25 protein-coding genes are annotated in these 24,764 nt (G+C 47.2%); 8 read left to right on the top strand and 17 right to left on the bottom strand.

Annotation, left to right across the window (positions count from 1 at the left end; translation table 11 throughout):
* Positions 1–2: 2 nt before the first annotated feature.
* The 7 genes from H9I35_RS09315 to H9I35_RS09285 all read right to left on the bottom strand — a co-directional run bounded on the left by H9I35_RS09315 (position 3) and on the right by H9I35_RS09285 (position 4,811).
* Positions 3–1,283, bottom strand: a complete 1,281-nt coding sequence (locus H9I35_RS09315) for a hypothetical protein (protein ID WP_187419135.1) — start codon at positions 1,281–1,283, stop codon at positions 3–5.
* Between the two features lie 69 nt (positions 1,284–1,352).
* Positions 1,353–1,598, bottom strand: coding sequence for a hypothetical protein (locus tag H9I35_RS09310; protein WP_187419134.1), 246 nt, complete (start codon positions 1,596–1,598; stop codon positions 1,353–1,355).
* A gap of 222 nt (positions 1,599–1,820) precedes the next feature.
* Positions 1,821–2,132, bottom strand: a complete 312-nt coding sequence (locus H9I35_RS09305; protein WP_187419133.1) for a hypothetical protein — start codon at positions 2,130–2,132, stop codon at positions 1,821–1,823.
* A 463-nt stretch (positions 2,133–2,595) separates the two neighbouring features.
* Complete coding sequence (locus H9I35_RS09300; RefSeq protein WP_187419132.1) at positions 2,596–2,778, bottom strand: hypothetical protein; 183 nt, start codon at positions 2,776–2,778, stop codon at positions 2,596–2,598.
* Between the two features lie 173 nt (positions 2,779–2,951).
* Positions 2,952–3,200: a hypothetical protein gene (locus H9I35_RS09295; protein WP_187419131.1), complete on the bottom strand. Its 249-nt coding sequence runs from the start codon at positions 3,198–3,200 to the stop codon at positions 2,952–2,954.
* The gene (locus H9I35_RS09290; protein WP_187419130.1) at positions 3,181–4,017 is read right to left on the bottom strand and encodes a ParB/RepB/Spo0J family partition protein; all 837 of its coding nucleotides are present in this window, start codon (positions 4,015–4,017) and stop codon (positions 3,181–3,183) included. Before H9I35_RS09290 ends, H9I35_RS09295 begins: the two co-directional genes overlap by 20 nt.
* Positions 4,017–4,811, bottom strand: coding sequence for a ParA family protein (locus H9I35_RS09285; RefSeq protein ID WP_187419129.1), 795 nt, complete (start codon positions 4,809–4,811; stop codon positions 4,017–4,019). The genes H9I35_RS09290 and H9I35_RS09285 overlap by 1 nt, the downstream gene beginning before the upstream one ends.
* An 877-nt stretch (positions 4,812–5,688) precedes the next feature.
* On the opposite strand from H9I35_RS09285, the gene H9I35_RS09280 reads away from it, so the two are divergent.
* The 8 genes from H9I35_RS09280 (at position 5,689) to H9I35_RS09245 (ending at position 12,556) form a co-directional block, all read left to right on the top strand.
* A complete protein-coding gene (locus H9I35_RS09280; protein ID WP_187419128.1) occupies positions 5,689–7,269 on the top strand; it encodes a DUF5312 family protein in 1,581 nt (526 codons plus the stop codon).
* A gap of 243 nt (positions 7,270–7,512) precedes the next feature.
* Positions 7,513–7,761, top strand: coding sequence for a hypothetical protein (locus H9I35_RS09275; protein WP_187419127.1), 249 nt, complete (start codon positions 7,513–7,515; stop codon positions 7,759–7,761).
* A gap of 317 nt (positions 7,762–8,078) precedes the next feature.
* A complete protein-coding gene (locus tag H9I35_RS09270) occupies positions 8,079–8,474 on the top strand; it encodes an Imm44 family immunity protein (RefSeq protein ID WP_187419126.1) in 396 nt (131 codons plus the stop codon).
* Positions 8,475–8,706: 232 nt separating this feature from the next.
* Entirely contained in the window at positions 8,707–9,138 is a 432-nt protein-coding gene (locus H9I35_RS09265; protein ID WP_187419125.1) for a hypothetical protein, read from the top strand.
* A gap of 22 nt (positions 9,139–9,160) precedes the next feature.
* Positions 9,161–9,619 (top strand): Imm26 family immunity protein, encoded by a 459-nt coding sequence (locus tag H9I35_RS09260; RefSeq protein ID WP_187419124.1) that lies wholly within the window; start codon positions 9,161–9,163, stop codon positions 9,617–9,619.
* Between the two features lie 150 nt (positions 9,620–9,769).
* Positions 9,770–10,537, top strand: coding sequence for a hypothetical protein (locus tag H9I35_RS09255; RefSeq protein WP_252722641.1), 768 nt, complete (start codon positions 9,770–9,772; stop codon positions 10,535–10,537).
* Between the two features lie 39 nt (positions 10,538–10,576).
* The gene (locus H9I35_RS09250) at positions 10,577–10,984 is read left to right on the top strand and encodes a hypothetical protein (RefSeq protein WP_016520830.1); all 408 of its coding nucleotides are present in this window, start codon (positions 10,577–10,579) and stop codon (positions 10,982–10,984) included.
* Between the two features lie 12 nt (positions 10,985–10,996).
* Positions 10,997–12,556, top strand: coding sequence for a phenylalanine--tRNA ligase subunit alpha (locus H9I35_RS09245; RefSeq protein ID WP_187419123.1), 1,560 nt, complete (start codon positions 10,997–10,999; stop codon positions 12,554–12,556).
* A 158-nt stretch (positions 12,557–12,714) separates the two neighbouring features.
* Here H9I35_RS09245 and H9I35_RS09240 read toward each other — a convergent pair whose 3' ends face one another.
* The 10 genes from H9I35_RS09240 to H9I35_RS09195 form a co-directional block, all read right to left on the bottom strand.
* A complete protein-coding gene (locus tag H9I35_RS09240; protein WP_187419122.1) occupies positions 12,715–13,101 on the bottom strand; it encodes a DUF1667 domain-containing protein in 387 nt (128 codons plus the stop codon).
* Between the two features lie 66 nt (positions 13,102–13,167).
* Positions 13,168–14,565 carry an NAD(P)/FAD-dependent oxidoreductase gene (locus tag H9I35_RS09235; RefSeq protein WP_187419121.1) on the bottom strand — a complete coding sequence of 466 codons (1,398 nt, stop codon included), beginning with the start codon at positions 14,563–14,565 and terminating at the stop codon, positions 13,168–13,170.
* Positions 14,562–16,076: an NAD(P)/FAD-dependent oxidoreductase gene (locus tag H9I35_RS09230; protein WP_252722640.1), complete on the bottom strand. Its 1,515-nt coding sequence runs from the start codon at positions 16,074–16,076 to the stop codon at positions 14,562–14,564. Before H9I35_RS09230 ends, H9I35_RS09235 begins: the two co-directional genes overlap by 4 nt.
* A 107-nt stretch (positions 16,077–16,183) precedes the next feature.
* Positions 16,184–17,023 carry a carbohydrate ABC transporter permease gene (locus tag H9I35_RS09225; protein WP_187419119.1) on the bottom strand — a complete coding sequence of 280 codons (840 nt, stop codon included), beginning with the start codon at positions 17,021–17,023 and terminating at the stop codon, positions 16,184–16,186.
* Complete coding sequence (locus H9I35_RS09220; protein WP_180486984.1) at positions 17,020–17,889, bottom strand: carbohydrate ABC transporter permease; 870 nt, start codon at positions 17,887–17,889, stop codon at positions 17,020–17,022. Before H9I35_RS09220 ends, H9I35_RS09225 begins: the two co-directional genes overlap by 4 nt.
* A 92-nt stretch (positions 17,890–17,981) precedes the next feature.
* A complete protein-coding gene (locus H9I35_RS09215) occupies positions 17,982–19,343 on the bottom strand; it encodes an ABC transporter substrate-binding protein (RefSeq protein ID WP_187419118.1) in 1,362 nt (453 codons plus the stop codon).
* A 19-nt stretch (positions 19,344–19,362) separates the two neighbouring features.
* Positions 19,363–20,322: a uroporphyrinogen decarboxylase family protein gene (locus H9I35_RS09210; RefSeq protein WP_187419117.1), complete on the bottom strand. Its 960-nt coding sequence runs from the start codon at positions 20,320–20,322 to the stop codon at positions 19,363–19,365.
* Between the two features lie 93 nt (positions 20,323–20,415).
* On the bottom strand, positions 20,416–21,918 hold the full coding sequence (glpK, locus tag H9I35_RS09205) for a glycerol kinase GlpK (RefSeq protein WP_371809440.1): 1,503 nt from the start codon (positions 21,916–21,918) through the stop codon (positions 20,416–20,418).
* 223 nt (positions 21,919–22,141) lie between these two features.
* Positions 22,142–23,098, bottom strand: coding sequence for a GNAT family N-acetyltransferase (locus tag H9I35_RS09200; protein WP_187419115.1), 957 nt, complete (start codon positions 23,096–23,098; stop codon positions 22,142–22,144).
* Between the two features lie 164 nt (positions 23,099–23,262).
* Positions 23,263–24,624, bottom strand: coding sequence for a PFL family protein (locus tag H9I35_RS09195; RefSeq protein ID WP_187419114.1), 1,362 nt, complete (start codon positions 24,622–24,624; stop codon positions 23,263–23,265).
* Positions 24,625–24,764: the final 140 nt, after the last annotated feature.

Below are 24,764 nucleotides of genomic sequence, written 5' to 3'. Positions count from 1 at the left end.
CCTCATGCGTGTATCCCGTATTTTTCGTAAATAAGCTCTTTGTGTTTTTGGTATTCGGCAAACTGCTCCAAGCCGTACTTCAAAGAACATTCCGAAAGCTCCTTTTCAAGTTTTGCTTTTTCCGAATCGGGTAACTCATATATCCGTTTCGCCAATGCAACTTTTTTTGCGTCGGAATTGTCGTAATAGCAAAAATGACATACGGGACATTCTTCCCCCTCGTATTCTCTCCCGCAGATAACACATATTCGTTTTTTCGACATCCGCTGTTTCGCTGCTTCGGCTTTTGCTTTATCCTCAAAGTATGCGGCAAGCATAAACGGCTGGGAGGCGATACGGTAGATATAATTTACCGGCGATTGCGGTTTTTTCTCCGCCGTATACCGAAATAAAAACGCGATATATTCGCTCCACACTCGGTTCGGGAGTGTTTGCACGGCAACCGAAAATGACGGCCAAAAATCGGCTGAAAAGAGTTCCGGATTCAAATACTTTTCAAACTCTTTTTTTAAGTACGAAATAACTGCTGCTGCTTTCTCGTTTTTGCTGACACTAGTAGTAGCAGTAGTAGGTGAATCCTTTGTAGTAGAGTCATTTAAAGCACAGGAATTTTCATTCCGGTGCGCACAGGAATTTTTATTCTCGTGCGCACAAGAACTTTTATTCCGGTGCGGATTTTCCTCACTCAATTCTCCCAAATTTTCTCCGTTTTTGTCTGAATTTTCGTCATTTTCCGCCGTTTTTTCGTCATAAAACGGTAAATCCGGAATCGGATTTTCCGCACAGGAATTTTTATTCCGGTGCGGATTTTCTTCGTCCGATTCTCCCGAATCTACCCCGTTTTCGCTTGAAATTTCACTGTTTTCAGCCGGTTTTTCATCATAAAACGGCAAATCCGGGAACGGATTTTCCGCACAGGAATTTTTATTCCAGTGCGGATTTTCAGGCGTATATAAGAGCGAGCGAAATACCGATTCGATGATCGCATAATAGACAGTTGCGCCTTTTTGTGTACGTATGACCGTCTTATCTAAAATGCCTGCCGAAACGTATTTTTCAAACTTTGCGGCAATTGATTTTGTATTATGTATGCCCATCGCCGGTAACTCCTTCATGACCGTCGGGTAGTGGATCCAATAATAAATCCTCCCTTTTTGTATCGTTTGCCGCATACTACCCGATGCGATAAAATCCGCAAACCACCGCAATAAAAATGCGTCGAGTATATCCAAGTTATATTCAAGCAACTTCGCCTGTGAAAATCCCTCTATCGCGTACTTCATGGTCTCCCGCCCATCTATACCATCCCCAAAATATAAGCAATTGCTATAAAATCATGTCGCGTATCGCTATCATTCCAAATACCGCCCGCCCGATCCGGTCATCTGCCGCGAAAGGTTTATATCTTCTCCGTCCTTTGCGCCTCGTAAGAATGCGTTCCGCTGCACAGGTACGGCAGATTTGGTACCGGTGATCACGGTTAGATTCTGTGTTACGATCGCCTCTATATCTTTAATTGTCGCTTCCCGTTCGCTTGCCCATGACACGGATTGTACTTCGTCTCGACAGGCGGCTCGATAAGATAGGCGTAAATCCATGGACCCGTATCAGATACGAAGTATTTAATATTGGCATCGTAATACCAATTACTTGATTTTTTTGTACAGTCTTCTACGTTTACGGCTTGGACTCTTTGCCGTAACTCCTCTAGCGTATTCGCAAATATACATTCACTCCCGATCTGAAGTTTGTCTGCATTTACCGCCGTATAAATCCGGCTCGCATAAAATTCCATACTGCCTCCTACTATCTGTCAAAAACTAGAATTTTGTTAGGATAAAAATAATCAAGAAGGCAATAAAGGCACTTACAGTTATCTCAATACTGCGAAGAGATTTACTAATGTTTGCTATTGCATGTTTTTCATCGGCGGTATCATTGTCGTTAAGTTCAATATTTTGCATATCTTTCTTCACTTTGTTTTTATCCGATTCCAAATTATCATCTGTACTACCATTTTTCTTCGCTTGCTCTTTATGATAAGCATAAGCCAGATACAAAATTGCCCATACATAGCCCATAATCATAAAAGTGAAAATAATCGTTAAAACGGAAGGCGATAAATAAGCCATCGTAATTATCCTCCAAATGCACTCTGTAAAGGTCAAAACCCGAAATCATATTTTTTGTCGTTAGCGTATTCGCAAATACACATGCCTTTTAGTACCGATATGTTTAGATTTCTCTTTAGAATTGCTTCGCCCTGTTCTTTTACAGAAGGCAGCATTTCATTGCTCTGCTTCTCTATAGCAGGGGGTGTTTTATTAGTAGGTTTTTTATGGTAACGATTATATACAATGACTAAAATAAGTATTGCTATAATATAGAAAAGAAAACGTGAACAATAATAAATGTACAGGAAATCGTTCAGAGACCAATCACACTTCCGATTATCTTTTTGTTTAGATACTGGTAAATTCAACCCTTTGGCAAATAATAAAATGAAAACAGGAAGTAAAATTATACAATCCAATGATGTAAGTATACTTAAATATTTCCAGAGATAATTCAGCATAAAATTCTTCTCCTGTATCCCTAAAATAGCGGTATTTGTTTTTGCGAAATATATTCGCTTCTGTACTCATCGAGCAAGGTATCGACGAGAGATTCCTGCTTTTCCGTTTTTTTCAAAAGAGAAGGTGCTTTGTCTTTTTGATAAGCGATTTGCAGTTTCCGCATTGCGGCAACCGCAGTTAAAAATTCTCGGAACGGACGCATAACTTCCTCGTTTTGAGAAAACTTATAGGCCTAAAATGGCGTTAGGCCTACAAGAACCCATAAAACAAACGTACCCGTTTTTCGACCGGGTCAGTCGTTTTTTAACCCTGACAGGGTTCTGCGGATACCAAGGATTCGAACCTTGCATGACAAACCTGTATATCCGCACCCGCTTAATTTGTTTCCGGCAGTGCAACAGATGAAGACGACGCCGCTTTCGAGGTAAATCGATAAACGGCAACGTGTTTGCCCGTGTCATGCGGAATGCCGGAAAGGTTGATCCACGGTTTTAATAAGAAAAATATTTTTCCGTCATCGCCTTTCATTTCGACCCCGATATTTTCCCATTGTGTACGTTCTTCGCCGTTGCGGTCTTTATAGGTATTGATCGCAACACATAAATCAGCTTTTTTTTGTGCCATGTACGTCTCCTATGCGCAAATTTTGTATCAACGCGCGTTTTTTCTCCGGAATGTTTTGCAAAACAGATTCGATGACTTTTTGCGGTATATGCAAGTCGCTGCACAACGCGGTGATCGCAGGATACATTTTTCGCTCCGACAAAATAAAAATAATTTTATCGAGCTGTATCGAAGGATTTTCTGCCGTACTCGATTCCTTTTCCGGTGACGGCGCTCTCACTGTTTCGTATGCCGCATTGACGGACATCTTTCCCGCTTTTACAGCTTCTTTTACTTCCGCCGTCGCCTTTTTCGATACCGCTCGTGCTTTTTCGATTTTGCCGGTACTCGTGCCGAGCACTTTGGCAAGATGTGCGGCTGATTTTCCTTTCGGCCGGTCATCCGCTTTTTTACCGTCCGGACGTCCTCTGTTTTTCAGTTGGTCGAGTTTCGATAGTGCGTTTAATAATTCTGCATCCGTCAAATTTCTGCGCGCAGTTTGTAAGCCGAGTGCATACTCCATCGCTTCTTCTTCCGTGGCAAAACTGTGTTCAAAAACAGGGACTGTCGTAAGACCGCATTCAAGGACGGCAAGGCGACGAGTATGTCCATCAAGCAATAGGCCTTTTTCTTTCCAAACATGTAGCGGCTGAGAATTGTCAAATCCGTGTTTTTTTATACTCTCTACGATTTGAGCCAGAACCGCAGGATTTACCGGAAACAGCGATGAAAACTCATCGGAAAGCTGTATCTCATCGAGCCGCATTTGCCGGGCGACAGTCGTACAACCGCTGTTAAGACCGGCAAGCGCACTTTTATGAGCAAGATTCAATGCCATCAGAATTCCTCCGGAGGAGCAAAACTCGTACCGCTGATGCTTTCGGCAAGAGCGCATACAGCATCGTACAATTTCGGATTGACAGCAGTGTCTTTGCCGCTCTTTTTATCCGAGAGATACATATTTTGATCGGTGATTTTTCGTACCGTTGACGTCCAGGGGAGCCACGTTTGCGTCGGAGTCAATGTAAAATCTCGTTGAAAATAATCGATATACTCTTTTTGAATACCCGTACCGGCTTGCGCATAGCGCGCATTGTATCCGTTAATAGTGATATACCAATTATTGATTTTGTCCGTTTCGGTTGCGATTTTATCGCGTAAAAAGCTCGCCGTGTTGTAATCAAACGTGCACAAATTGGCAGGAGTAATGATGATGTCCGATGCGTTGTAAGCAGCCAGCACCAGATTGTCGTACGTCGGCTGGGTGTCGACAAAGATAAAATCGTACTGCTCGCTGATCGTCGGCAACATTTGTGCAAGCCTACGATCCGATACGCCGCGCATATCAACCAGATACAGCGACGACGGAATAATATCGACACCCCGATGATCGGTCAGTAAGATATAATCTTCAAGGCGATTATCTGCCCGGCCGATCGCTGCAGCAATGTTTTTTTCGTTGACGCGCTCTTGCGTTTGCTCGTTCAAATAATAAAAACTTGCAGCATTGTTTAAATCCATGTCGATGACAAGGACTCGATAACCGGCAGCTCCGAGACAATTTGCGGCCATAATAACGTGCGATGTCTTTCCGGTTCCGCCTTTGATACTTGAAAATGTGATAACCTGCATATGGATACTCTCCTTCCACATGATGAGATTTACGCCGCCATACGGCAGCAATCGTGCAGATCGGGAGTCGAACCCGATAGACGGACGGATTGGAGAGTATCTCCGTCCGTCCGTGCACCGGCACTGCACAAAAAAAAACCACATTAACACGTAGGGCATGTTAATGTGGCAATCCCGTTCCGACGGGTACCGCTAAAGCGGTTGCATTAGGCCCTACGCTAGTGCAACAGCTCTATTCACTGCATTTTTTTTACTACAGTAATTACTACAGTTGAGAGATTTTTACTCGATTGATTTGTAAAAGATAGGGTAAGTTTATATCTGATAAAGATTTAGAGAGTTTTTCTTTTTTGTGTCAAGTTTTACGAAGTAAAAATACGGTAGTGAGTGGTACACGGATGTACCGCGAACGGCCACTGCTCGAAATCTTATAGGAAGTCTGGAGGTGAAAAACGGCCAAGCCGCTTTTCTTTTATCCGTGCAGAGGCTTTCATACTTCATCCGTTCGGATGTAATAAAAAGCATGAAAGCCGACTGCGATTCCTTATGAGGACACAAAGCGCGACGTTTACGGTGCGCTTTGTGATTGGAGACGCTCGGCGATTCCTGCACAGGAAATTTTTCTTCATTCAATCACGGCACGGATGCCGTGTCGTATCTTAGCAAAACGGCTGCGTATTTTTACGAAGTAAAAATACGGTAGTGAGCGGTACACGGATGTACCGCGAACGGCCACTGCTCGCAATCGTATAAGAAGTCGAGAGGTGAAAAACGGCCAAGCCGTTTTTCTTTTATCGGAGACGCTTGAGAATTCCTGCGCACTGCTCGAAATCCGCGTGCTCTTGCAAAAACACTAAAATGAATTACAATAGTATACATGAGTTTATTCCGCGCGATCGTCGTTTTTTTCGAATCGATATTTCATAAAGATTCCCCCGAAGTGCAGCAGCGTCTGCAGAAAAAAAAGCTCGAAAGCGAAATTCTTTCCGCTCAGCCCGCCCTGTACCGGAACGGGCGTATTTTGCCGAACTTTGCGGAAGCCGTACGTATTCTGTACGTCAACACGCATCCGCTCAACGAATTGTTTGCCGGAACGATCGGCGGTTCCGATATTCCGAAGCAGCGGCGTTTTGAAGCCCAGCTCGTGCTGACGGGATTTTCGCCCGAAGATCAGGAAGCGGTAAAATCGCTTTCCTATGCAAACAGAAAAAAAGCCGCGGCGGCAGCGGGTGCCGATCAAGACCGCGAGTTCGAACGCCAGCGGCATACGCTCGAAAAAATAATAAAAGCGCTCAACGGCGATTCATTTAAAAACATCGACAAAGAATTGATATCGCTGCATCAGCTCGTCGACTTATGCCGTTTCAATTTCGCCGCAATCATCCATCCTTTCGATGCGAATTTTACGACAATCGATATGTCATACAAACCGGTATATCAGGAAGTACCGCTTACACGGATCGGAAACGCGATCGAAGATTTGTATTTTCAAATCGAAGGACTGCAGATTTCGACCGCCGTCGTACAAGCCGTCATCGCGCTCGCACAGCTGAAAAACAACGGCACGCTTTCCTCGTCTCGCACCGACGCTTATACGGATAACATAAAAAAAATCGCATACATCATAACGCGCGTACTCACACCGTCGCGCTTACAGGCGCTCATCCGCATATACAAAGAAAATGCGGAGTACAAACCTTCATCGGTCGAATACCGAGAATCGGCGCGGAAGAATTTTGCGGCGTGGCTCCAACAGCAGTATCAGGCGGATGAACAGCGGATCAAAGCCGAACTCAAAGACGAGCGGCTTTCAAGCGAACTTTCAAAACTCTTTAACGATTCGCCTCTTGCGACCATTGCGGGCTACGATGCAAGCACGAATGAAAAGCTCCGGGCGAATACCGCATTCGCGTTCGCGTGGATCACGCCGATGCAGATCCTCAAAACCTTTTTGCAGCAATATCTCACACAGCCGATACAAGCGCTTTTGAATAATATCATCATCGAAGGGTTTTTCAACAATCAAACGTACAAATCGGAATTTTCAAGCAGCGTATACGCATCGGGTGAAAGCCGCGGCAGAATCAAAGCTTTCGAAAATCTTTTTTCGCGCGGAAAAATGTTCGATACCGCCATACTCGAAAGCTACATCATCGACAGTCACAAAGACAGCGATTTTTATTCGAAGCTTGAGACGATGGTTTCGGCAATCAATGCGAATGCGCAAAAAATCATACAGGAAGAAATACATCACCTGCAAACCGTATACATTCAAATAAACGAATTGCTTGCCGATGCAAAAAAAGCGAACAGCGAAATCATTTCAAACCTTAAAATACTTATGATGTCATCCCGCAACAGAGACGGTATAGACCTGCTCGAACGGCAGCTTCCGAACTGGGCGATTTTCTTTGAGATTATGAAAAATTATACGATAATAAATATAAAGGCAAATTAAGATTGTTTTGCCGTAACGGATCGATTCGGAAATACGCGCCCTCCCGCCGAAAACAATCCGCACCGCGCGGTGCACGGAACAGCGGAGCGGCAAGAAGCCCGTGCAATGCGCGTACGGATTTCGGAGAGGAAATGAGCTGCTGCCCTGCGAAAAATTATTATTTTCCGCAGAAAACAACTGATCGTGTTGATTTTGTAATCGCAGGTGATATTAATCTAATTCCATAAATACGGGCTTTGAATTATGAAAGATGCTATTGTAAAAATAATCAATGAATTTATATTAGGAAAACAAGATGCGCTTTTGGTAATACAATATATAGACAACATCTGTATAATTAATTCACGCCCTAAAAAAAATTCGATAACGATTCAAGACGACGATTATTGGCAAGAACCTTATTTATACGGTGATTATAAAATTCTTGAAGAGAATGGAATTTTAGCTTGGAATATACAATTTAATTCAAAAGTAATCCATAAAAAAATCTAAAAGATTTACTAAAAATATTAAACAATATTTTTGCCGAAAAAAAAATCGTAGAACCGGAAGCATTAAAGACTATGCCGCATGAAGGAAATTATCAAAGAGACTTGCTGAGTAAATAATGACTTTCCCCATGTATATACCAAAATTTTACAAGCTATATCGGTAAAAGTAAAGGAGTAATAGAATTGAGTTTCAAACAAATGGTACGAAGCGAGAAATGCATGATTGGCAGCATGAAAAAATTCTTGATTACAAAACAAATAATAACGAACAAAGACCGCGATTGAATAAATCAGATTGGTAATAACAGGAGATGCATTATGAAATTATGGATGTCTGCGGAAGAAATGGAAGAATGTGGTAAAGAGAATTCAATTATACGAAATGAAATTGAACCTCGCATTAACGAACTTATAAAGCACTGTAAACTTGGGAATTATGTTGAATGGGCTGTTATAACAATAATTTTGAATGAAAAAGGTCCAAAGTACAAAGAAATTATACGGCGAAGTCTAAAGAATAATGAACTGGAATTTAGGCTTAAAATTGATTATAACGAATTTATGAAATCGGATTATAATCATAAAAAGAAACTTGTTTTGGAAGTTTTGCTACATTCTCTTGATTTAATGGAAAAATGGAAAGAAATAAAACTTGAAGAACGAGAAGAAATTAAGTCAATCATAAAAACAGAATACAAAGATTTTTTACAATAAATTTTATAATTCAAATTTAAGCGAAAAATAGAGGTGTGTGCATTATTTGTATAAGATAAAATCAGAGTTATTAATAATAAATGTAATTAATATCACACTACATCCGGTGTTTTCCGCTCCAGCGAGAGCGCCGGGTTTTAGTCCTACAAATAGGGATATGTATGACTGCTTCGGAAAATGCTCGAATTTCGCTCGGTTTCCGGAGTAAAAAGCTGATTTTGGAATAATAGAAATGAGTAAACTGCAAGATTTAAGTTGGGATAAAGACAGAAAATTACAAGAAGAAGCCATTACATATTTTTCCAACGCTGAAAATTTCGATTTTAATATTTTAATAAAAAACGCCCCTAAAAAACTAATGGCTAATTTAGTCGAAATAATAGCGAATAAAAAAGTTGACGAACAATATAAATCAATCGACGGTTTATTATATCTTCTGCAGGATTTATCATGGCCAGGCTCTGAAAAGGCAATATCTTTACTTAAAACTTTTCCAAAGGAAATATTGTTACCGCCTTTAGAAAATACTTTGAAAGAAGCTAGTAAAGAAAACGATGATATTTGGTTAGGTAATTTAAAGATGCTGATAAAATATCATTCGTTTACAAAAGATGATTTTAAAAATATAGATTTGATACAAGTGTTGGAGAAAGCCGCATGGTAGGAGCAGTTCAGGAGTAAAAAAAATGGCAAGAAGAAAGCAGGTTGGCGATATATACAGATTTGATTTTGATGAAAAATTTCATTGCTATTGTCAGATATTAGAAGCAAATGATGTAGCTTTTTTCAATTATTATTCAGATTCTGAAGATGACAATATAAATGAAGTAATAGAAAAGGACGAAGTTTTTAGAATCTGGCTTGACCGTGATTGCTTAAAAAGCGATAAATGGAAATTTATATGCAATATGGAACTTTCGGAAAAAAGAAAAATTGTTTTTAACAAGTACAATAAGCCAATAGGTTCAGATTATTATCAATTATATAAAGATGGCCAGTTTTTTAGGACTACAAGAGAAAATTGCATCGGATTGGAATATACAGCTGCATGGATGGAGTTAGGTGTAATAGATAGATTGAATTATTCTTTTTTTGGAAAACCTCTGCCTGAGCATATCAAAAAGGATATTCCTTTTTATGAATAGTTTTATTCTTTATCCCAATTCACACTCCATCCAGCGCTTTCAGCCCGTCTGGAAACGCGATGTTTTAGTCCCACAAATAGGGATTATTTTACTATGAATAAGAGAGTTCTGAAATATGCCTATGCAACACAATAAGGCGGGAATTGACAGATGAAAAGAATACCGATACTGTTGCAGAATATGATTTCACCCGAAAAGCGCACGCCCGTATTCGTCGCGCGTTTCACAGTGACGTTTTTTCTTCTCTTCGCCGCGTGCATATTTCCTCACGCAAAAGCGGGAACCGCGTTTTCGCAAACGCCGGACATCGTCGCGCATATCCGCATACCGCTGTGGGCAGAGCTCGACGCATATCCTGCTCTCGCAGAAGCGCAGGATATTTCCGCGGGCGTATTCGATTATTCTAGTGCGCGTCTGAAAACGCTCGCGCCGTTTATCATCGGCGGAATGGTACACGGCTGGAATTTCAGCTATACGCCGTCCGACAAACTGCGCGGCGTCGAAGAATACATCGATTTTTCTCCGGTGCGGGAATTGGGAGAAGCGGAACAAAGCATCGCGTATACGAAACCGTGGGTCGAAGAAGGCAAAGTATACTGCTGGGTGGAATTTACGCGGACGGAAGCGATGATCCGAAATTATTATCTTTGGGCGTCGATCACAAACGATACGGTACACGGTATAGGCTACGGAAAAATTTCCGACGGCTTCGACGGTATAACGAACGCAGTACGGGACGCGATCAAAGATGCAGTGCGCGCCTACTTTCGGACAAAAATAAAAAATAAACCGAAAGAAATACGCGGCAGAGTACTCCTCAGACGGGAGCCGCTTATCGGCATCGATGCGGGGCGCTATAAAGTCCAGCTTGATTTTTTTCTTGAAACTGATAAAATACTACCGTATACCCAATTTTAACATGTCGAAAGACGAAGGGCACTACGGAGGTACCGCGCTATGAAAAAAATCTTGCTCGCATGCTGCATGCTCTTTGCAGGGATTATGATCTTTGCCCAAAAAACGGGAACGTTCACGCCCGAAACATCCGCCAACAATAAAGGCTACGACGAAAAGACGACGCGCATCATCATACCGGAAAATCAGCACACGACCGACGACACGGCCGAAGTGCGCATCGAATATACGCCGCGCTATGACGAAGTGCGAATTTACTACACGTGCATGTACGTCACCTACGACAAAGGCCAAGCGATGAACACCGTACTCGCATGTCTCGAAGATTTTATGAAAGCGAATCAATATTATCACTACAAGTACCTCGCGCGCGACAAAGAAAAATATTTTAAAAACGAACGCGGCTACAGCTGCGCGCAGTATATGTCATACGTAAAATTCACTCGGTAAATCAGGCACGCAATGGACGTTTCAAATATTATTAAAAATCTGCATCCGCTCGAAACGAAAGTGCTTTTGCGCTATTCGCAAAAAGACGATTTAACGGCCGAAAAACTGCAAAAAGATTTGGATTATAAAGAAGGTCATGCAAACCAGGCTTTTTCGTGGCTTTCCGGCAAAGAACTCGTCAAAGAAGCCGGCAGAACGCCGCACACGTATTACGAAATCACCGAACTCGGCCGCTCCGTCGTAAAAGTCGGCAGCACGATCGAAGAACGCTTTATCAATTTTATAAAAGAACACGGCGCCCAAGTGCTTCCGAAGATCGCCGCGGCGCTGAACATCGAAAGCAAAGATATCGGTAGCGCATTCGGTCAGCTCGCAAAAGACGGCGTTTTGAAAATGAACGACGAAAAACAGGTCATCATAACCGACAAGCCCCTTCCGAAACGCATTTCGATCGTCAAAGAATTATTAAAAAAAGCCGCAGCTGCCGAAAACGGACAGATCGACAGAGAATCGCTTTCCGCCGAAGAAAAGGACGTCATCGCAAGCCTCGCAAAAAAACGAGGTGCTGCGGACAGTCCGTTCAAAATAATCGAACGCGAAACGGTTACATATAAACTCACCGGCGCATACGAAAAAGTCGTCGAAGCGCTCAAAAAAGCCGGCATCACCGGAAACGAAATCGGAGAAGTGACGCCGCAGCTGCTCTCTTCGGGCGACTGGAAACGCGGAACTTTCCGCGCGTACAACATCGCGATTCCGCCGGCACGCATCATCCCCGGCAGAACGAACCCCTACGTGCAGTTTCTCGAATCGGTAAAAGACAAACTTTCGTCGCTCGGCTTTCAGGAGTTCGACGGCCCGCTCGTCGAAACCGAATTCTGGAACGGAGATGCGCTCTTTATGCCGCAGTTCCACGCGGCGCGCGATATCCACGACGTGTATCGCATCAAAAATCCGACGCACGCAAAATCGATCGAAGAACCCTACCTGTCGAACGTCAAACGCATTCACGAAAACGGAGGAGATTCGGGAAGCCGCGGATGGAATTACCGCTTCGACACGGAGTTTACGCGCCGCCTCATTTTGCGAAGTCAGGGTACCGTTCTGTCCGCGCACCAGCTCCACAAAGCTGAAGTACCGGGGAAATATTTCGGCATCGTGCGCTGCTTCCGCTACGATAAAGTCGATGCGACGCACTTGAGTGATTTTTATCAAACCGAAGGCATCGTGCTCGGAAACGATGTCAACTTAAAAACGCTGCTCGGCTTTTTGAAAATGTTCGCGACGGAAATCGCAGGCGCAACCGACGTCAAATACGTGCCCGGCTATTTCCCGTTTACCGAACCGTCGATCGAAGTGCATATAAAACATCCGGTGCTCGGCTGGTTCGAACTCGGCGGATCGGGCATATTCCGCCCCGAAGTGACGAAAGCGATGGGCGTCGACGTACCCGTTTTGGCTTGGGGTATCGGCATAGACCGCATGGCGCTCATGGCGCTCGGACTCAACGACTTGCGCGAACTTTTCAGCGACGACATCGAACAGGTGCGCCTCAGAAAAGCGAAGTTTTAACAATTAATAAATTATCGTTCGAGTTCTATAATTATTAATATAAAAAAAGGGGGAAGTCTCCCCCTCGTTTCAAAGTCCTCGCGCTCAGGCGCTCCGGTCTTTTCCACTACCCCCTCTGCGGGGATACCCCGCAATGCCCCGAACCGTATCGCAGGCGCTTACAGAGAGGCGACGTCATCGCATGCGATGATATCGGCGCCCGTATTGAGGATGTCTTCACAGAGTACATCCCCCGCACGAACGGGAGCCGGAACGCATAGGCGCTTTATCACTTCCATGCATTCAAGCTGCATATCTCGCGGCACTTCCGTCTTCGACTTTGCAGGCACGAGCCTCGAAGCGCCGCCTGAAACCTGCACCGTACACGTGAGCGTCCGCTCGGGATTCGTGAGTTCTTTGTACGCATACGCTTCGCCGCGCTTGCACGCGTTGCCCGTAACCGAATATGCAGGCGCTTCCCCCGCTCCCGACAATTTCGTCACTTCAAGCTGACAACCCATCGGACAGATGATGCACGTCATCGTCTTTTTTTCGTTTATCTCCATAAGAAACCTCGTATTCCGAATTTACAAAATTTTAAAATCGCGTCCGCATTGTGCCGCGCCCCTCGGTCAATCTATCGTATCTTCCGGCGTTTCGATCGAAACGGTGAGCGGCGCTTCAGCCTTTGCAAGGGAAGAAGCCGGCACGTCCGCAATCTGCATTTCGCCCGGACGCACGATCCGCGCTTTTTTCGAATAAAGCCGCTCGTTGCCGCTGTAGACCGCGACGGTAACGCCTCGGTACACGTCGGTGCTGCGGAACATGATCTGCACTTTCGGCTCGTCTTTTTTGTCCGCATACTGCTTCGACGCACTTTCTTTAAAGGCATCGTCCCGATCGATATGCTGCGGCACGGTGTAACGCACGCGGTTTCCCGGCCGTATCGGAAGCGCATGCAAAGCGGCGTTCGACGCATTTTGTCTCGCGCTTTCCGCATGAAGCGCGTATTCGGCCGCGCACTTTCCGGCGAGCACGCTTTCGGTCGTCACGAAATCGACCAAGTCGTGAACATGTACGGTATTGCCGCACGCAAAGATGCCGGGTACGCTCGTTTCCATAAGCTGATTGACCGACGGCCCCTTCGTCACCGGATCCATGTGAACGCCCGCACCCGTACTCACTTCGTTTTCGGGAATGAGCCCGACCGAAAGGAGAAGCGTATCGCACGCGACGTATTCTTCAGAGCCTTTTACCGGCCGGCGGTTCGCATCGACGGCAGCGATCGTAACGCCCGTCACGCGCTCCTTCCCGTGTATTTCGATAACCGTCGTACTCAATTTCAGCGGTATGTTGAAGTTTTCGAGACACTGCGTCATATTGCGGCTCAAGCCCGCCGAATACGGCATTACTTCGCATACGACTTTTACGTCGCACCCTTCGAGCGTGAGACGCCTCGCCATGATGAGGCCGATATCGCCGCTTCCCAAAATGACGATTTTTTTGCCGGGCAAGTACCCGTCGATATTGACGAAACGCTGCGCGCTTCCGGCCGTAAAGATGCCCGCAGGCCGCGTCCCCGGGATGACGAGGGCGCCCCGCGTCCGCTCTCTGCAGCCCATCGCGAGGATAACCGTCTTCGTATGCAAAAACATAAGCCCGTCTTTTGCGTTCATCGCCGTGACGACGTGCTCTCCGCTCGTTTTATCGAACGATCTTTCGGTCAGTCCCGCGCCTTCGAAATCTTCCGCCTTATCGATCGAAATGACCATCGTATCCGTTTTGTATTCGATGCCCCGTTCGCGAACCTGCGCAACAAAGCGGCCGGCGTATTCGGGACCCGTCAACTCCTCTCCGAAATAGTGAAGACCGAATCCGTTGTGAATGCACTGCAAAAGAATTCCGCCGAGCTTCGAATCGCGTTCCAAAATCAATAATTTTTCAGCACCGTTGTCGCGTGCCGAAACGGCTGCGGCAAGACCGGCCGGCCCGCCGCCGACAATGACCGCATCGTATATCGTATTGCTCATCGTGTCGCCCCCTGCATCGATTCGTCGTCGGAAAAGTCGCGCGTTTTACCCGCAAGCATAAACGACGCCCCTCCTTTTTTCGTCACCGACGTCATCGGAATATGCGCTTCGCGCGAAAGGATTTCCGTAACACGCGGCGAACAAAAACCGCTTTGGCACCTGCCCATGCCCGCCCGCGTCCTCCGCTTGATGCCGTCGACATCGAGCGCGCCGAGCGGAGAACGGATCGCCTGCACGATTTCCGCTTCCGTTACCGTTTCGCAGCGGCAGATGATCTGCCCGTACAGCGGATCTTCTTTAATAAGTTTTAAACGCGTCGCAATATCCGCCGTGTGAAAGGCGGTGATCCCCTTGCGCTCTTCGATAAAATCGTCCCGCTTTTTTACATCGAGACCCGCGCTTTTAAGCAGTTCCGCAACGTATTCGGCGGTTGCCGGAGCGGCTGAAAGACCGGGCGAACAGATACCGCTCGCGTTGATAAAACCTTTTACGTTCGCATCTTCTTCGATGATAAAATCTTCGATACTTTCGCCCGCATTTCCGTTTTCATCCGTTTCACAGGCGATCGCGCGGATACCGGCAAAGGAATTGATAATATTGCCGCGGGGAATATCGGGGATCGTCAGCGACGCTTTTGCAAGCACGTCCGCCTGCGATACGGCGGTAGTGCCCGTATAGCCCGACATATCGCCGCTTTGGTCGTCGGCGCTCGGCCCGATCAAAATATTGCCGTCGACGGTTTGCGTTACGAGCACGCCTTTTCCGAGCGCGGTCGGCGTTTGAAAGAGCGTATGGTTGACGAGCGTCTTGCAGTTATTGTCAAGAAGACAGTATTCGCCGCGCCGCTGCTTGATGACGAATCTTCGAGCGCCCGCCATCGCACTCACTTTATCCGCAAAAATGCCCGCGGCGTTTACGACGTACTTCGCGCGGATCTCTCCGTGTCCCGTAGAGAGCACGAAGATGCCGTCCGTTTTTTCGATCGCGTGAACCGCCGTATTTCTGAAAAATTCCGCGCCGTTTATGACCGCGCTTTCGGCAAATGCCCACGTCGCTTTGTACGGACACATGATCCCCGCAGTCGGAGAGTACAGAGCCGCAAGCGAATTGTCGCCGAGATTCGGTTCCATATCGTGAAGTTCTTCGCTTTCGACGATACGCAAATCTTTAACGCCGTTTTTCCTGCCGCGCTCGAGCAGCGTATTTAAAAGCGTCCTGCCCTGCTCGTCAAAGGCGATAACGAGCGAACCGTTGTTTTCGTAATCGAAATTCAATTTTTTTGCAAGTTCCGGATACAGTTCGCTTCCGCGCACGTTGAGGCGCGCCATGAGCGTACCCGGCACGGGGTCGAATCCTCCGTGAACGATCGCGGAGTTCGCCTTCGAACTGCCGCACGCGACATCGTTTTCTTTTTCGATGAGCGCGATCTTTGCGGAAGTTTTTGCAAGCTCCCGCGCGATGCAGGCGCCGGTAATCCCCGCGCCGATTATCGCAACATCATACGTACCCATGTATATCATACCTCCCTTTCAAACAATATTTCCAAAACGGCAATTATCATGCACGCAGCGGATACTGCGGATTAAAAGACAGTGCAAAATATATCTTTTCAAATATCTCATCCTTTTACGGCACCCGAAAGAGAACCGTGTTTCTGCATCATTTGAAAAATCAAATACACGACTATAATCGGAATGATAACGACGGTCGTACCAGCAAGGATCACCGGCCACGGAGTGGAAAGACCGTCGCTGACGGGCAAAAGTGAAATCGAAATCATCAGCGTATATTTTTCCGCTTTGCGCAAAAAAAGCATCGGCCAAAAAAAATCGTTCCAGCGAGCGACAATCGTCAACGAAGCCCACGAAATCAAAGCCGGCACTATAACGGGAAACATGATTTTATTAAAAATACCGAAATCTTTACAACCGTCGATCCGCGCCGCTTCGAGCAGTTCATCGGGGACATCGAGTATATATTGCCGCATATAAAAGATACCGACGGCGGTTGCAATTTTCGGAACTATCAACGACCATAAGCTGTTAATGAAATGGAGACGCCGCATAATCAAAAATTGCGGAACGGCTCCCACTTCAGGAGGAATGAGCATCGTCGCGATGACAAAGTAAAATAAAACATCCCGTCCGGGGAACCTGTACTTTGCAAACGCAAAGCCCGCAAGTGCACAAAAATACACCGTCGTAACCGTACCGATCGCCGTCGTAAAAATACTGTTAAAGAAATTTTTTCCGATCGGGATCTGTTTAAAAAGCTGTATATAATTGCGCAGCGTCGGATGCAAAACGAAAAGCGAATTAAAACCGCTTATATTTTCCGTCGGCGTTTTGAGCGAGATAATGCACATCCATACGATCGGAAAGAGCGCAATAAAAGCGATACACAGCATGACGGCGTATTTTACGAGGTACTGTATCGATCGGGCGGCTTGTTTCGTCATATTTCGCCCTGCCCTTTTTTCACCGCAAACTGTATCAGCGACAGCAGCAACAATATAAGCATAAGGATGCAGCCGACGGCCGACGCATAACCCATCTTAAAAATCGTAAATCCCGTTTCGTACATATATTGAAAAAGAGAGGTATTGCTCGTCCCGGGACCGCGCAGTATGTACGGTTCGTTGAAAATTTTCCATGAGTCGACCGTAAGCGTGATAAAGCAGAAAAAGATGATATTGCCGAGCTCCGGAAGCGTGATATATATGAATTGCCGCAAAAATCCCGCACCGTCAACTTTCGCCGCATCGTAATAATCGCGGTTGATCGCAAGCAAACCGGAATACAAAATGAGCATAAACCACGGCGTATTTCGCCACACGTTGAGTACGATGACGGGCGCTTTACTCAGACGAGTGCTCGTAAGCCAAAGCTGAGGATTCCCTCTGCATAAAATTATTATTTCATTGATCAAGCCGACCGTATCGTCAAACAGCAGGCGGAATATCAAACCCATGGCAATCGCCGCGCAGACGTTCGGCAAAAAAACGACCGTACTGAAAAACGATTTTGTCCTTTGCGCCAGAGAATTGACGATGAGCGCGAGTACCATCGCAAAAACGAGAATAAAAACAAGCGCCGTTATCCAATATATAAACGTATTGAAAAACGAATTCCAAAACATTTTGTCGCCGGCAAGCATTATATAATTCGCCGTACCGACGTTTTTCGGCGTACCGATGCCGTTCCACTCCGTAAAGCTTATGACTATCGTCCACAAAAGCGGCACCAGCTGAAATACGAAAAACAACACGAAAAACGGTAAAATAAAAAGATACGGATATTTATATTTATTGATAGCAGAGCGCATACGCCCCTTTCTCCAAAAATCGGGCAGACTCGAAAGGGTCTGCCCTGAATAAGACCGGAGGTTCTTAAAATTTCGGTCTTCGGATACGCCCTCTATTCGGCGACGACGGCTTTTCCGATCCTCTGCTTTAAGACGCTGTCCATGTTTGCGACGGCCTGCTGCATCGTTTGGTCGCCGGCCACATAGAGTTCAAGCTCATGGCTGATGACCAAATCGGCTTCGGCATCCTGCGCGGTTACGGCAAGATTTTTGCTCGGATTGTTCAAGCACTTCGCTTCCCACTCTCTGAAACTCTGTCCGCCGTAAAATTCGGACGGCTCTTTCCAAAACGGATCTTCGAACATGGCAAGCGTAATCGGATTCGCATACGGCGCGTTTTGCTCAACCATAGCCCGCACCCACGTCTTTCTCGCTTCGTTGTCGTGATGGAAATCGTACCACAGTTTTTCGACAAGACCCGCGTATTTTCCGTCGGGTTTTGCAACGACGGCGAAGTATGAACATACAGGCGCACCGCCCGTGCCGACTTCTTTAAATACGGGAGCCGGCATAACACGCCACTGCCCCGATGTTTCGTTTACGTTCTTTCGGATAAATTCGTCCCAAAATGCGCCGATATAAAAGGTCGCTATGCGGCCCGTGCGCATCGCATCGTAAAGCGGTGCTTGGAAAATCGCGGAATTCAGCAAGAGTTTTTCCGAATACAATGTATCGAGTACACCCATCGCAAGTTTCGTACCCGGATCGGATCCGATCACTACGGAACCGTCATCGCCCCATATCCGCGCATTCGCCTGCGGCATCAAACCCCGTCGTCCCCAATAACGCCACGTCATCGCACCCGGATCGATATAGGAAAGATATACGGTTCCGCCGCTCTTTTGCTTGAGCGTACGGCCCGCTTCGATATATCCGTCCATCGTCGACATCGTCGCAGGATCGATTCCGTATGCATCAAAAACCGCTTTATTGTAAAAGAGAACTTGCGGACGCACTTGATCGGGCAAACCGTAAATGCGTCCCTTGTAGACCGCATCGTTTTCACAGCCCGCGACAAAATCCGAAAGCACAGGCTTTACGTAATCGGTTTCATCCTTTATTATACCGCCGGCAGCGAGATCCTTTAAGTTGACGGGATCGATATATATGGCATCGGGCAGATCCTGATATGAACCGGCAAGATAGGTCATCGAAAGTTTTTCGCGCGTATCGGCGGCTCCTTTCGTCTGCACAATTTCGATTTTTACATCCGGTGCAATGTCTCTGTTTTTTTCAAGCCACGCGTCGTAATACTGCAAAAGATATTGCGGCTGCCCGTAACCGTAGATAACGACGGTTCCTGCAGGATACACCGCTTTGCCGCCCACACCCTTTTCCTTTTGAGAACATCCCGTAAGCGATAGGATGAAGACAGCGAACGCGACGGAAAAAACGATACTCATTCTCTTGTTCATATTGACTCCTTGAGTTAATTTATTTCGAACGCGCGGTTCGCACCGCCGTGTTGATCCGTTCGTAAGCCAAATCCGTTGCAAGCGTGCAGTCCGCCCCCATGATAAACTTTTTATGCCCCATTTCGGCGATGATTTTTTTGATCGCTTTCTTTAAATCTTCATCGCTGCCCTGAGTCCACATCTTCGCGCGATTCGGAAGCCCTCCCATAATCGCGGAAGTTGAAAAAAGTTTTTTCCCTTCTTTGAGAGAAAAATTAGTTTCGGCAACGCCCCAGTTTACGATATCCGCATAGGACGCATAGGGCTTAAAACGCTGCATATTTAAATTATTTTTACACATATGCAACAGCACATATCCGCCCTTCGCTTTTATATGCTTTATCACTTGCAAATCGAAAGGCAAAACAGCACGGGAAAATTCTTCATCGGTATAAAAATGGCGTTCTCCGCCGAGCGCCGCGTAATAGACGCCGTCTGCTCCGGCCTCGAAGATCATATCCGCCATAATGCAAAGCCCGTCGGCAATCCTGCGGCAGGCATCGAGATAAGGCTCGCTCTTTTCACGCAGATGTGACACCTGCATCTCCCGTACGGGAAGATAGCCGTAGCGTGCTTCAATCGGATGGATCGAAGAAGCGCAAATTCCGTGAATCGTCGCAAGAGAAAAATCATCCGGTCCCAAACGATCGATGATCTTTTTCACAAAATCGCCGAAGTCGGAAATAAATTTCGTTTTTCGGCTGAACGACGGAATAATTTTCCAATCCGCAGGAACACGGATACTGCCGAAATCGGGAACGAGATATTCGTTCATTATCTTCATAATATCGACATCGGTTTTTTTGTAGAATTCGAGATGCGATGCTACACCCTTATTCGATTTTGCTTTTTCGGAAGGAAAATGAAGAGAATACGAAGAAGGGACAACATCGACCTCTTGTCCGAGTACGGCTGCAAGCACACGTTCACGTTTTGTCATTGCGCAATCCTTTTATAACCGTCGCCGGAAACCGACGGTGTTTTCAAAAATTTTTTATAACAAAATTAACGATAAAACAAATATACGCAGTTGTCAACATTTTTCCGCCCAGCCTTTTGCACGTTCGACCGCGCGCTTCCACGATGCGTACAGCGCATCGCGCTTTTTATTTTCCATCTCAGGAGTAAAAATTTTATCCATCTTCCAAAAATCGTGCAATTCGTCTTTATCGTGCCAAAAACCCACGGCAAGCCCCGCAAGGAAGGCGGTTCCAGTCGCCGTCGTTTCGACGTTTTTCGGCCGGTACACGGGCGTATCGAGTATATCGGACTGAAACTGCATCATCGGATTGCTCACGCTCGCCCCGCCGTCGACTTTGAGCGTCGGAATCGCACAGCCCGCATCCTCTTTCATGCACTCAAGCTCGTCCTTTACTTGAAACGCGATCGCTTCAAGCGCCGCACGGCAGATGTGCGCTTTATTCGCACCGCGGGTAAGTCCCGTAATCGTACCGCGCGCATAGGGATCCCAATACGGCGCGCCGAGTCCCGTAAAAGCCGGCACAATGATCACGTCGTTCGAATCGGAAACGGTTTCCGCAAGCGTATCGCATTCGCGTGCGGTTTTAATAAGACCGAGTTCGTCGCGCAGCCATTTGATAAGCGCTCCGCCGATAAACACGCTGCCTTCAAGCGCGTATGTCACGGAACCATTTATGCCGAGTGCAATCGTCGTTAAAAGCTTATGCGGAGAAGCGACCGGCTTTGTTCCCGTGTGCATGAGCATAAAGCAGCCGGTACCGTACGTCGATTTCGTTTCGCCTTCGTTAAAGCAGCCTTGACCGAAAAGCGCCGCCTGCTGATCGCCGATGACGGAGGCGATAGGAACTTCGAAACCGCATACGTTCTTGTCGGTCGTCGTATACACGCACGATGAATCTTTTACGTCGGGAAGAATGCAGCGCGGTATACCGAGCAAATGCAGCAGATCGTCGTCCCATTTCAGCGTGTGAATATTGAAAAGCATCGTGCGGCAGGCATTCGTATAATCCGTTACGTGGCATTTGCCGCCGCTCAGCTTCCACACGAGCCACGTGTCTATCGTACCTGCGAGGATCTCTCCGTTTTCCGCGCGTTTACGCACGCCTTCGACATTGTCCAAAATCCATTTGATTTTCGTGCCGGAAAAATACGCGTCGGGAAGCAAGCCCGTCTTTTCGCGGATCACATCTCCCTGCCCCGACAGCACCAATTCGTCGGCAAGTTCGGCCGTTCGGCGGCATTGCCATACGATAGCGCGGTACACCGGTTTTCCCGTCGCTTTATCCCACAATACGACCGTTTCCCGCTGGTTCGTTATGCCGATAGCCGCAATCTGCCCTTCTTCTATGCGTGCGCTCCGCACGGCTTCTCGGAGTACCGAAAGCTGACTCAAAAATAATTCTTCGGCATCGTGTTCAACCCAGCCCGGTTTCGGATAATATTGATTGAATTCCTGCTGCGCGCTTGCGACCTTATTCGCTCCGTGATTGAACACGACAGCCCGCGACGACGTCGTTCCCTGATCGAGCGCAACGATATACTTTTTTTCGGCCACAACGTACCTCCGCGATATAACTGTCATTATATCACGAAATCCCCCTTATCGCCAGAAAAAACAATAAAAAAATTTGCAGTCGACAAGGCGGGAGACCGGCCGCACATCGTTTCGAACCTTATGCTTACGAAAGCCCGTCAAAAAGCTCGACCGCGGCTAAGCGGTCAAGGCATCGCCGAAAACAGACTTCGGTTTTAAAATATTTTCGAAACACGGCATTCACTTAATAATACGCAATCGTAAATCCGCCCGTTTTTATAAAACCGATCGCCGAATATGCTTTTTGCGCGCCCTCGTTTCCGTTCCTTGCGTAGAGTACGGGAAATCGCTTCGAAGCGACGATTTTTTCGGCGAGCGTTTCGACCAGAAGCGATGCGCACCCCTTTCTTCTGAAATCGGGAGCAGTGTACACTCCTCCTATCTGCGCCCGGCGGATGCCGACAGCATTCGTGTTCGCCTTTGCGACAGGCTCGCCGCGTGAGTTTTGCAGCGCAAGAACATATTCGGTTTTTAAAATGCGCTCGAGATTTTTTCGGGTAACGGCGGGATTTTGCGTCCTGCACGGCGGCAACACTTCTTCCGCTTCGTATGCAAGCTGCAGCGGCATGAGCGCATCCGCATCTCTTATACCGCATCGGATTATTTTAAATTTTTCACAACACGCTTTTTCACCTGTACCGCCTGCCGCCGCATTTTCCGAAATCTGATTTGCCGCAGCGCACTCCGCACGCATTCCGTGCATTTTGAGCCCCTCCGATACAGCCGCATGCCGTTTGTTTTTTGCTTCGATTTTTTTTAACGCCGCTTCGGAAAGCGTCATGAGCGCGTATTCGTTTATGTGGAGCGGCGTCCTGCCGAGTTCCGCAAGGATTTTCATGATAAAGTGCGACGCTTCGGCTTCACCGTTTACGCATGAGATTTTTTTATCCGACAGAAATACTTTGAGGGAAGAGCAAAACGCTTTATCGTTTTGCAACGAACGCACATTCGGAATACACAGGAGCATTCTGCTTTTGACGCTTATGACGCCGAGCGTTTCGTGCGCACCGCTTTCGATTGTAAAGCTGTCGCCGCCTCCGAGCCTTATATGTTCGACAAGCGATACGCAAGTGCGCTCGTGCTTTGCAAGGAAGGCAAGCGTTTCCGCTTTCTTTTTTTCATCGACCGGAATAAAGCGCATAAGATACCTTCCGACTTTTTCACGTATCAATCAAACGTCGAGTTTTGCAAATTATTCGTGCGAAGGGTTTAATACCCCGACACCGCTTGAAGCTTCGCTGCGAGGCTGCATCGGGGTTATTGATTAAATTCAATTTCGAATTTTCCAACTCGGCCTTCGACCTGTTAATTTCTGAAACTGTGAATGGGAGCGGGAATGCGCCCTCCGCGATCGATGAATTCTTTACAACTGAACGCGTTCACCGCCATAACCGGCGCGCCGCCTAAGAGACCGCCGAACTCCGCCCAATCGCCCGTCGTTTTTCCCGGGACGGGGATAACGCGCACTGCGGTCGTTTTGTTGTTGACCATGCCGATCGCCAGTTCATCCGCGATGATACCGCTGATAGTCGATGCTTCCGTATCGCCGGGGATCGCGATCATATCGAGACCGACCGAACACACCGTCGTCATCGCTTCGAGTTTTTCAAGCGTGATCGAGTGCTCTTTTACCGCGCGGATCATCCCCTCGTCTTCCGACACGGGAATAAAGGCGCCGGAAAGACCGCCGACTTTCGTACTCGCCATAACGCCGCCTTTTTTTACCATATCGGTGAGCATCGCGAGAGCTGCCGTCGTACCGGGAGCGCCCGCGCTTTCAAGGCCGCATTCTTCGAGGATGCGCGCAACCGAATCTCCGACGGCGGGGGTCGGCGCAAGTGACAGATCGAGGATGCCGAATTCGACGCCGAGACGATGTGCCGCTTCCGTTCCGACAAGCTGTCCCATGCGCGAAACTTTGAACGCCGTTTTTTTGATACCGTCGGCAAGTTCGTCGATCGGTTTTCCTTTATATTCTTTTGCGGCCGCGAGGATGACGCCCGGTCCCGAAACGCCGACGCTCAGCACCGCGTCCCCTTCTCCCGGGCCGTGAAATGCGCCGGCCATAAAAGGATTATCTTCCGGCGCGTTGCAGAACACGACGAGCTTCGCGCATCCGATGCCGTCTTTTTCTTTCGTGCGCTCCGCCGTTTTTTTGACGATTTGTCCCATGAGCTTTACGGCGTCCATATTGATGCCGCTCTTCGTCGAACCGAGATTGACCGACGAACACACCCGTTCCGTGCATGCAAGAGCCGCGGGAATCGAATCGATAAGAACGGCGTCTCCTTCCGTGATGCCTTTTTGCACGAGAGCCGAAAAACCGCCGGCAAAATCGACGCCGAGTTCCTTTGCCGCTTTATCGAGCGTTTCCGCCCACGCGACGTAACTTCGTTCGCCGCTCGCTTCCGCAATCATCGCAATCGGCGTAACCGCAATACGTTTGTTTATGATCGGCACTCCGAATTCCGCTTCGATTTCGCGGCCGACTTTGACAAGGTTTCCCGCCCGCTTCATAATTTTATCGTAGATACGGTTCCGGCATTTTTTGCCGTCATCTGAAATGCAGTCACGCAGGGAAATGCCCATGGTGATCGCGCGGATGTCGAGCTTTTGCCGCATAAACATATTGACAGTCTGTTCGATTTCGGTCGCTGAAAAAATCATAGCGTTATTTTAGCAGTTGGCGAAAATAAAGTAAATCGGAACGGACATGCGCGAAATACGCCGTTCAACTCTGCCGAGCTTTACTCTTCGACTCCGATTTTTTATACCGCCGAGTGCAAAACCGGCGCTTAAAATTAATC

The sequence above is a fragment of the Treponema sp. Marseille-Q4132 genome (genome assembly GCF_014334835.1).
GTDB classification, from domain to species: Bacteria; Spirochaetota; Spirochaetia; order Treponematales; family Treponemataceae; genus Treponema_D; species Treponema_D paredis.
Note: the sequence above shows the minus strand (reverse complement) of the source record. Positions and strands in the feature narration are given on the sequence as shown.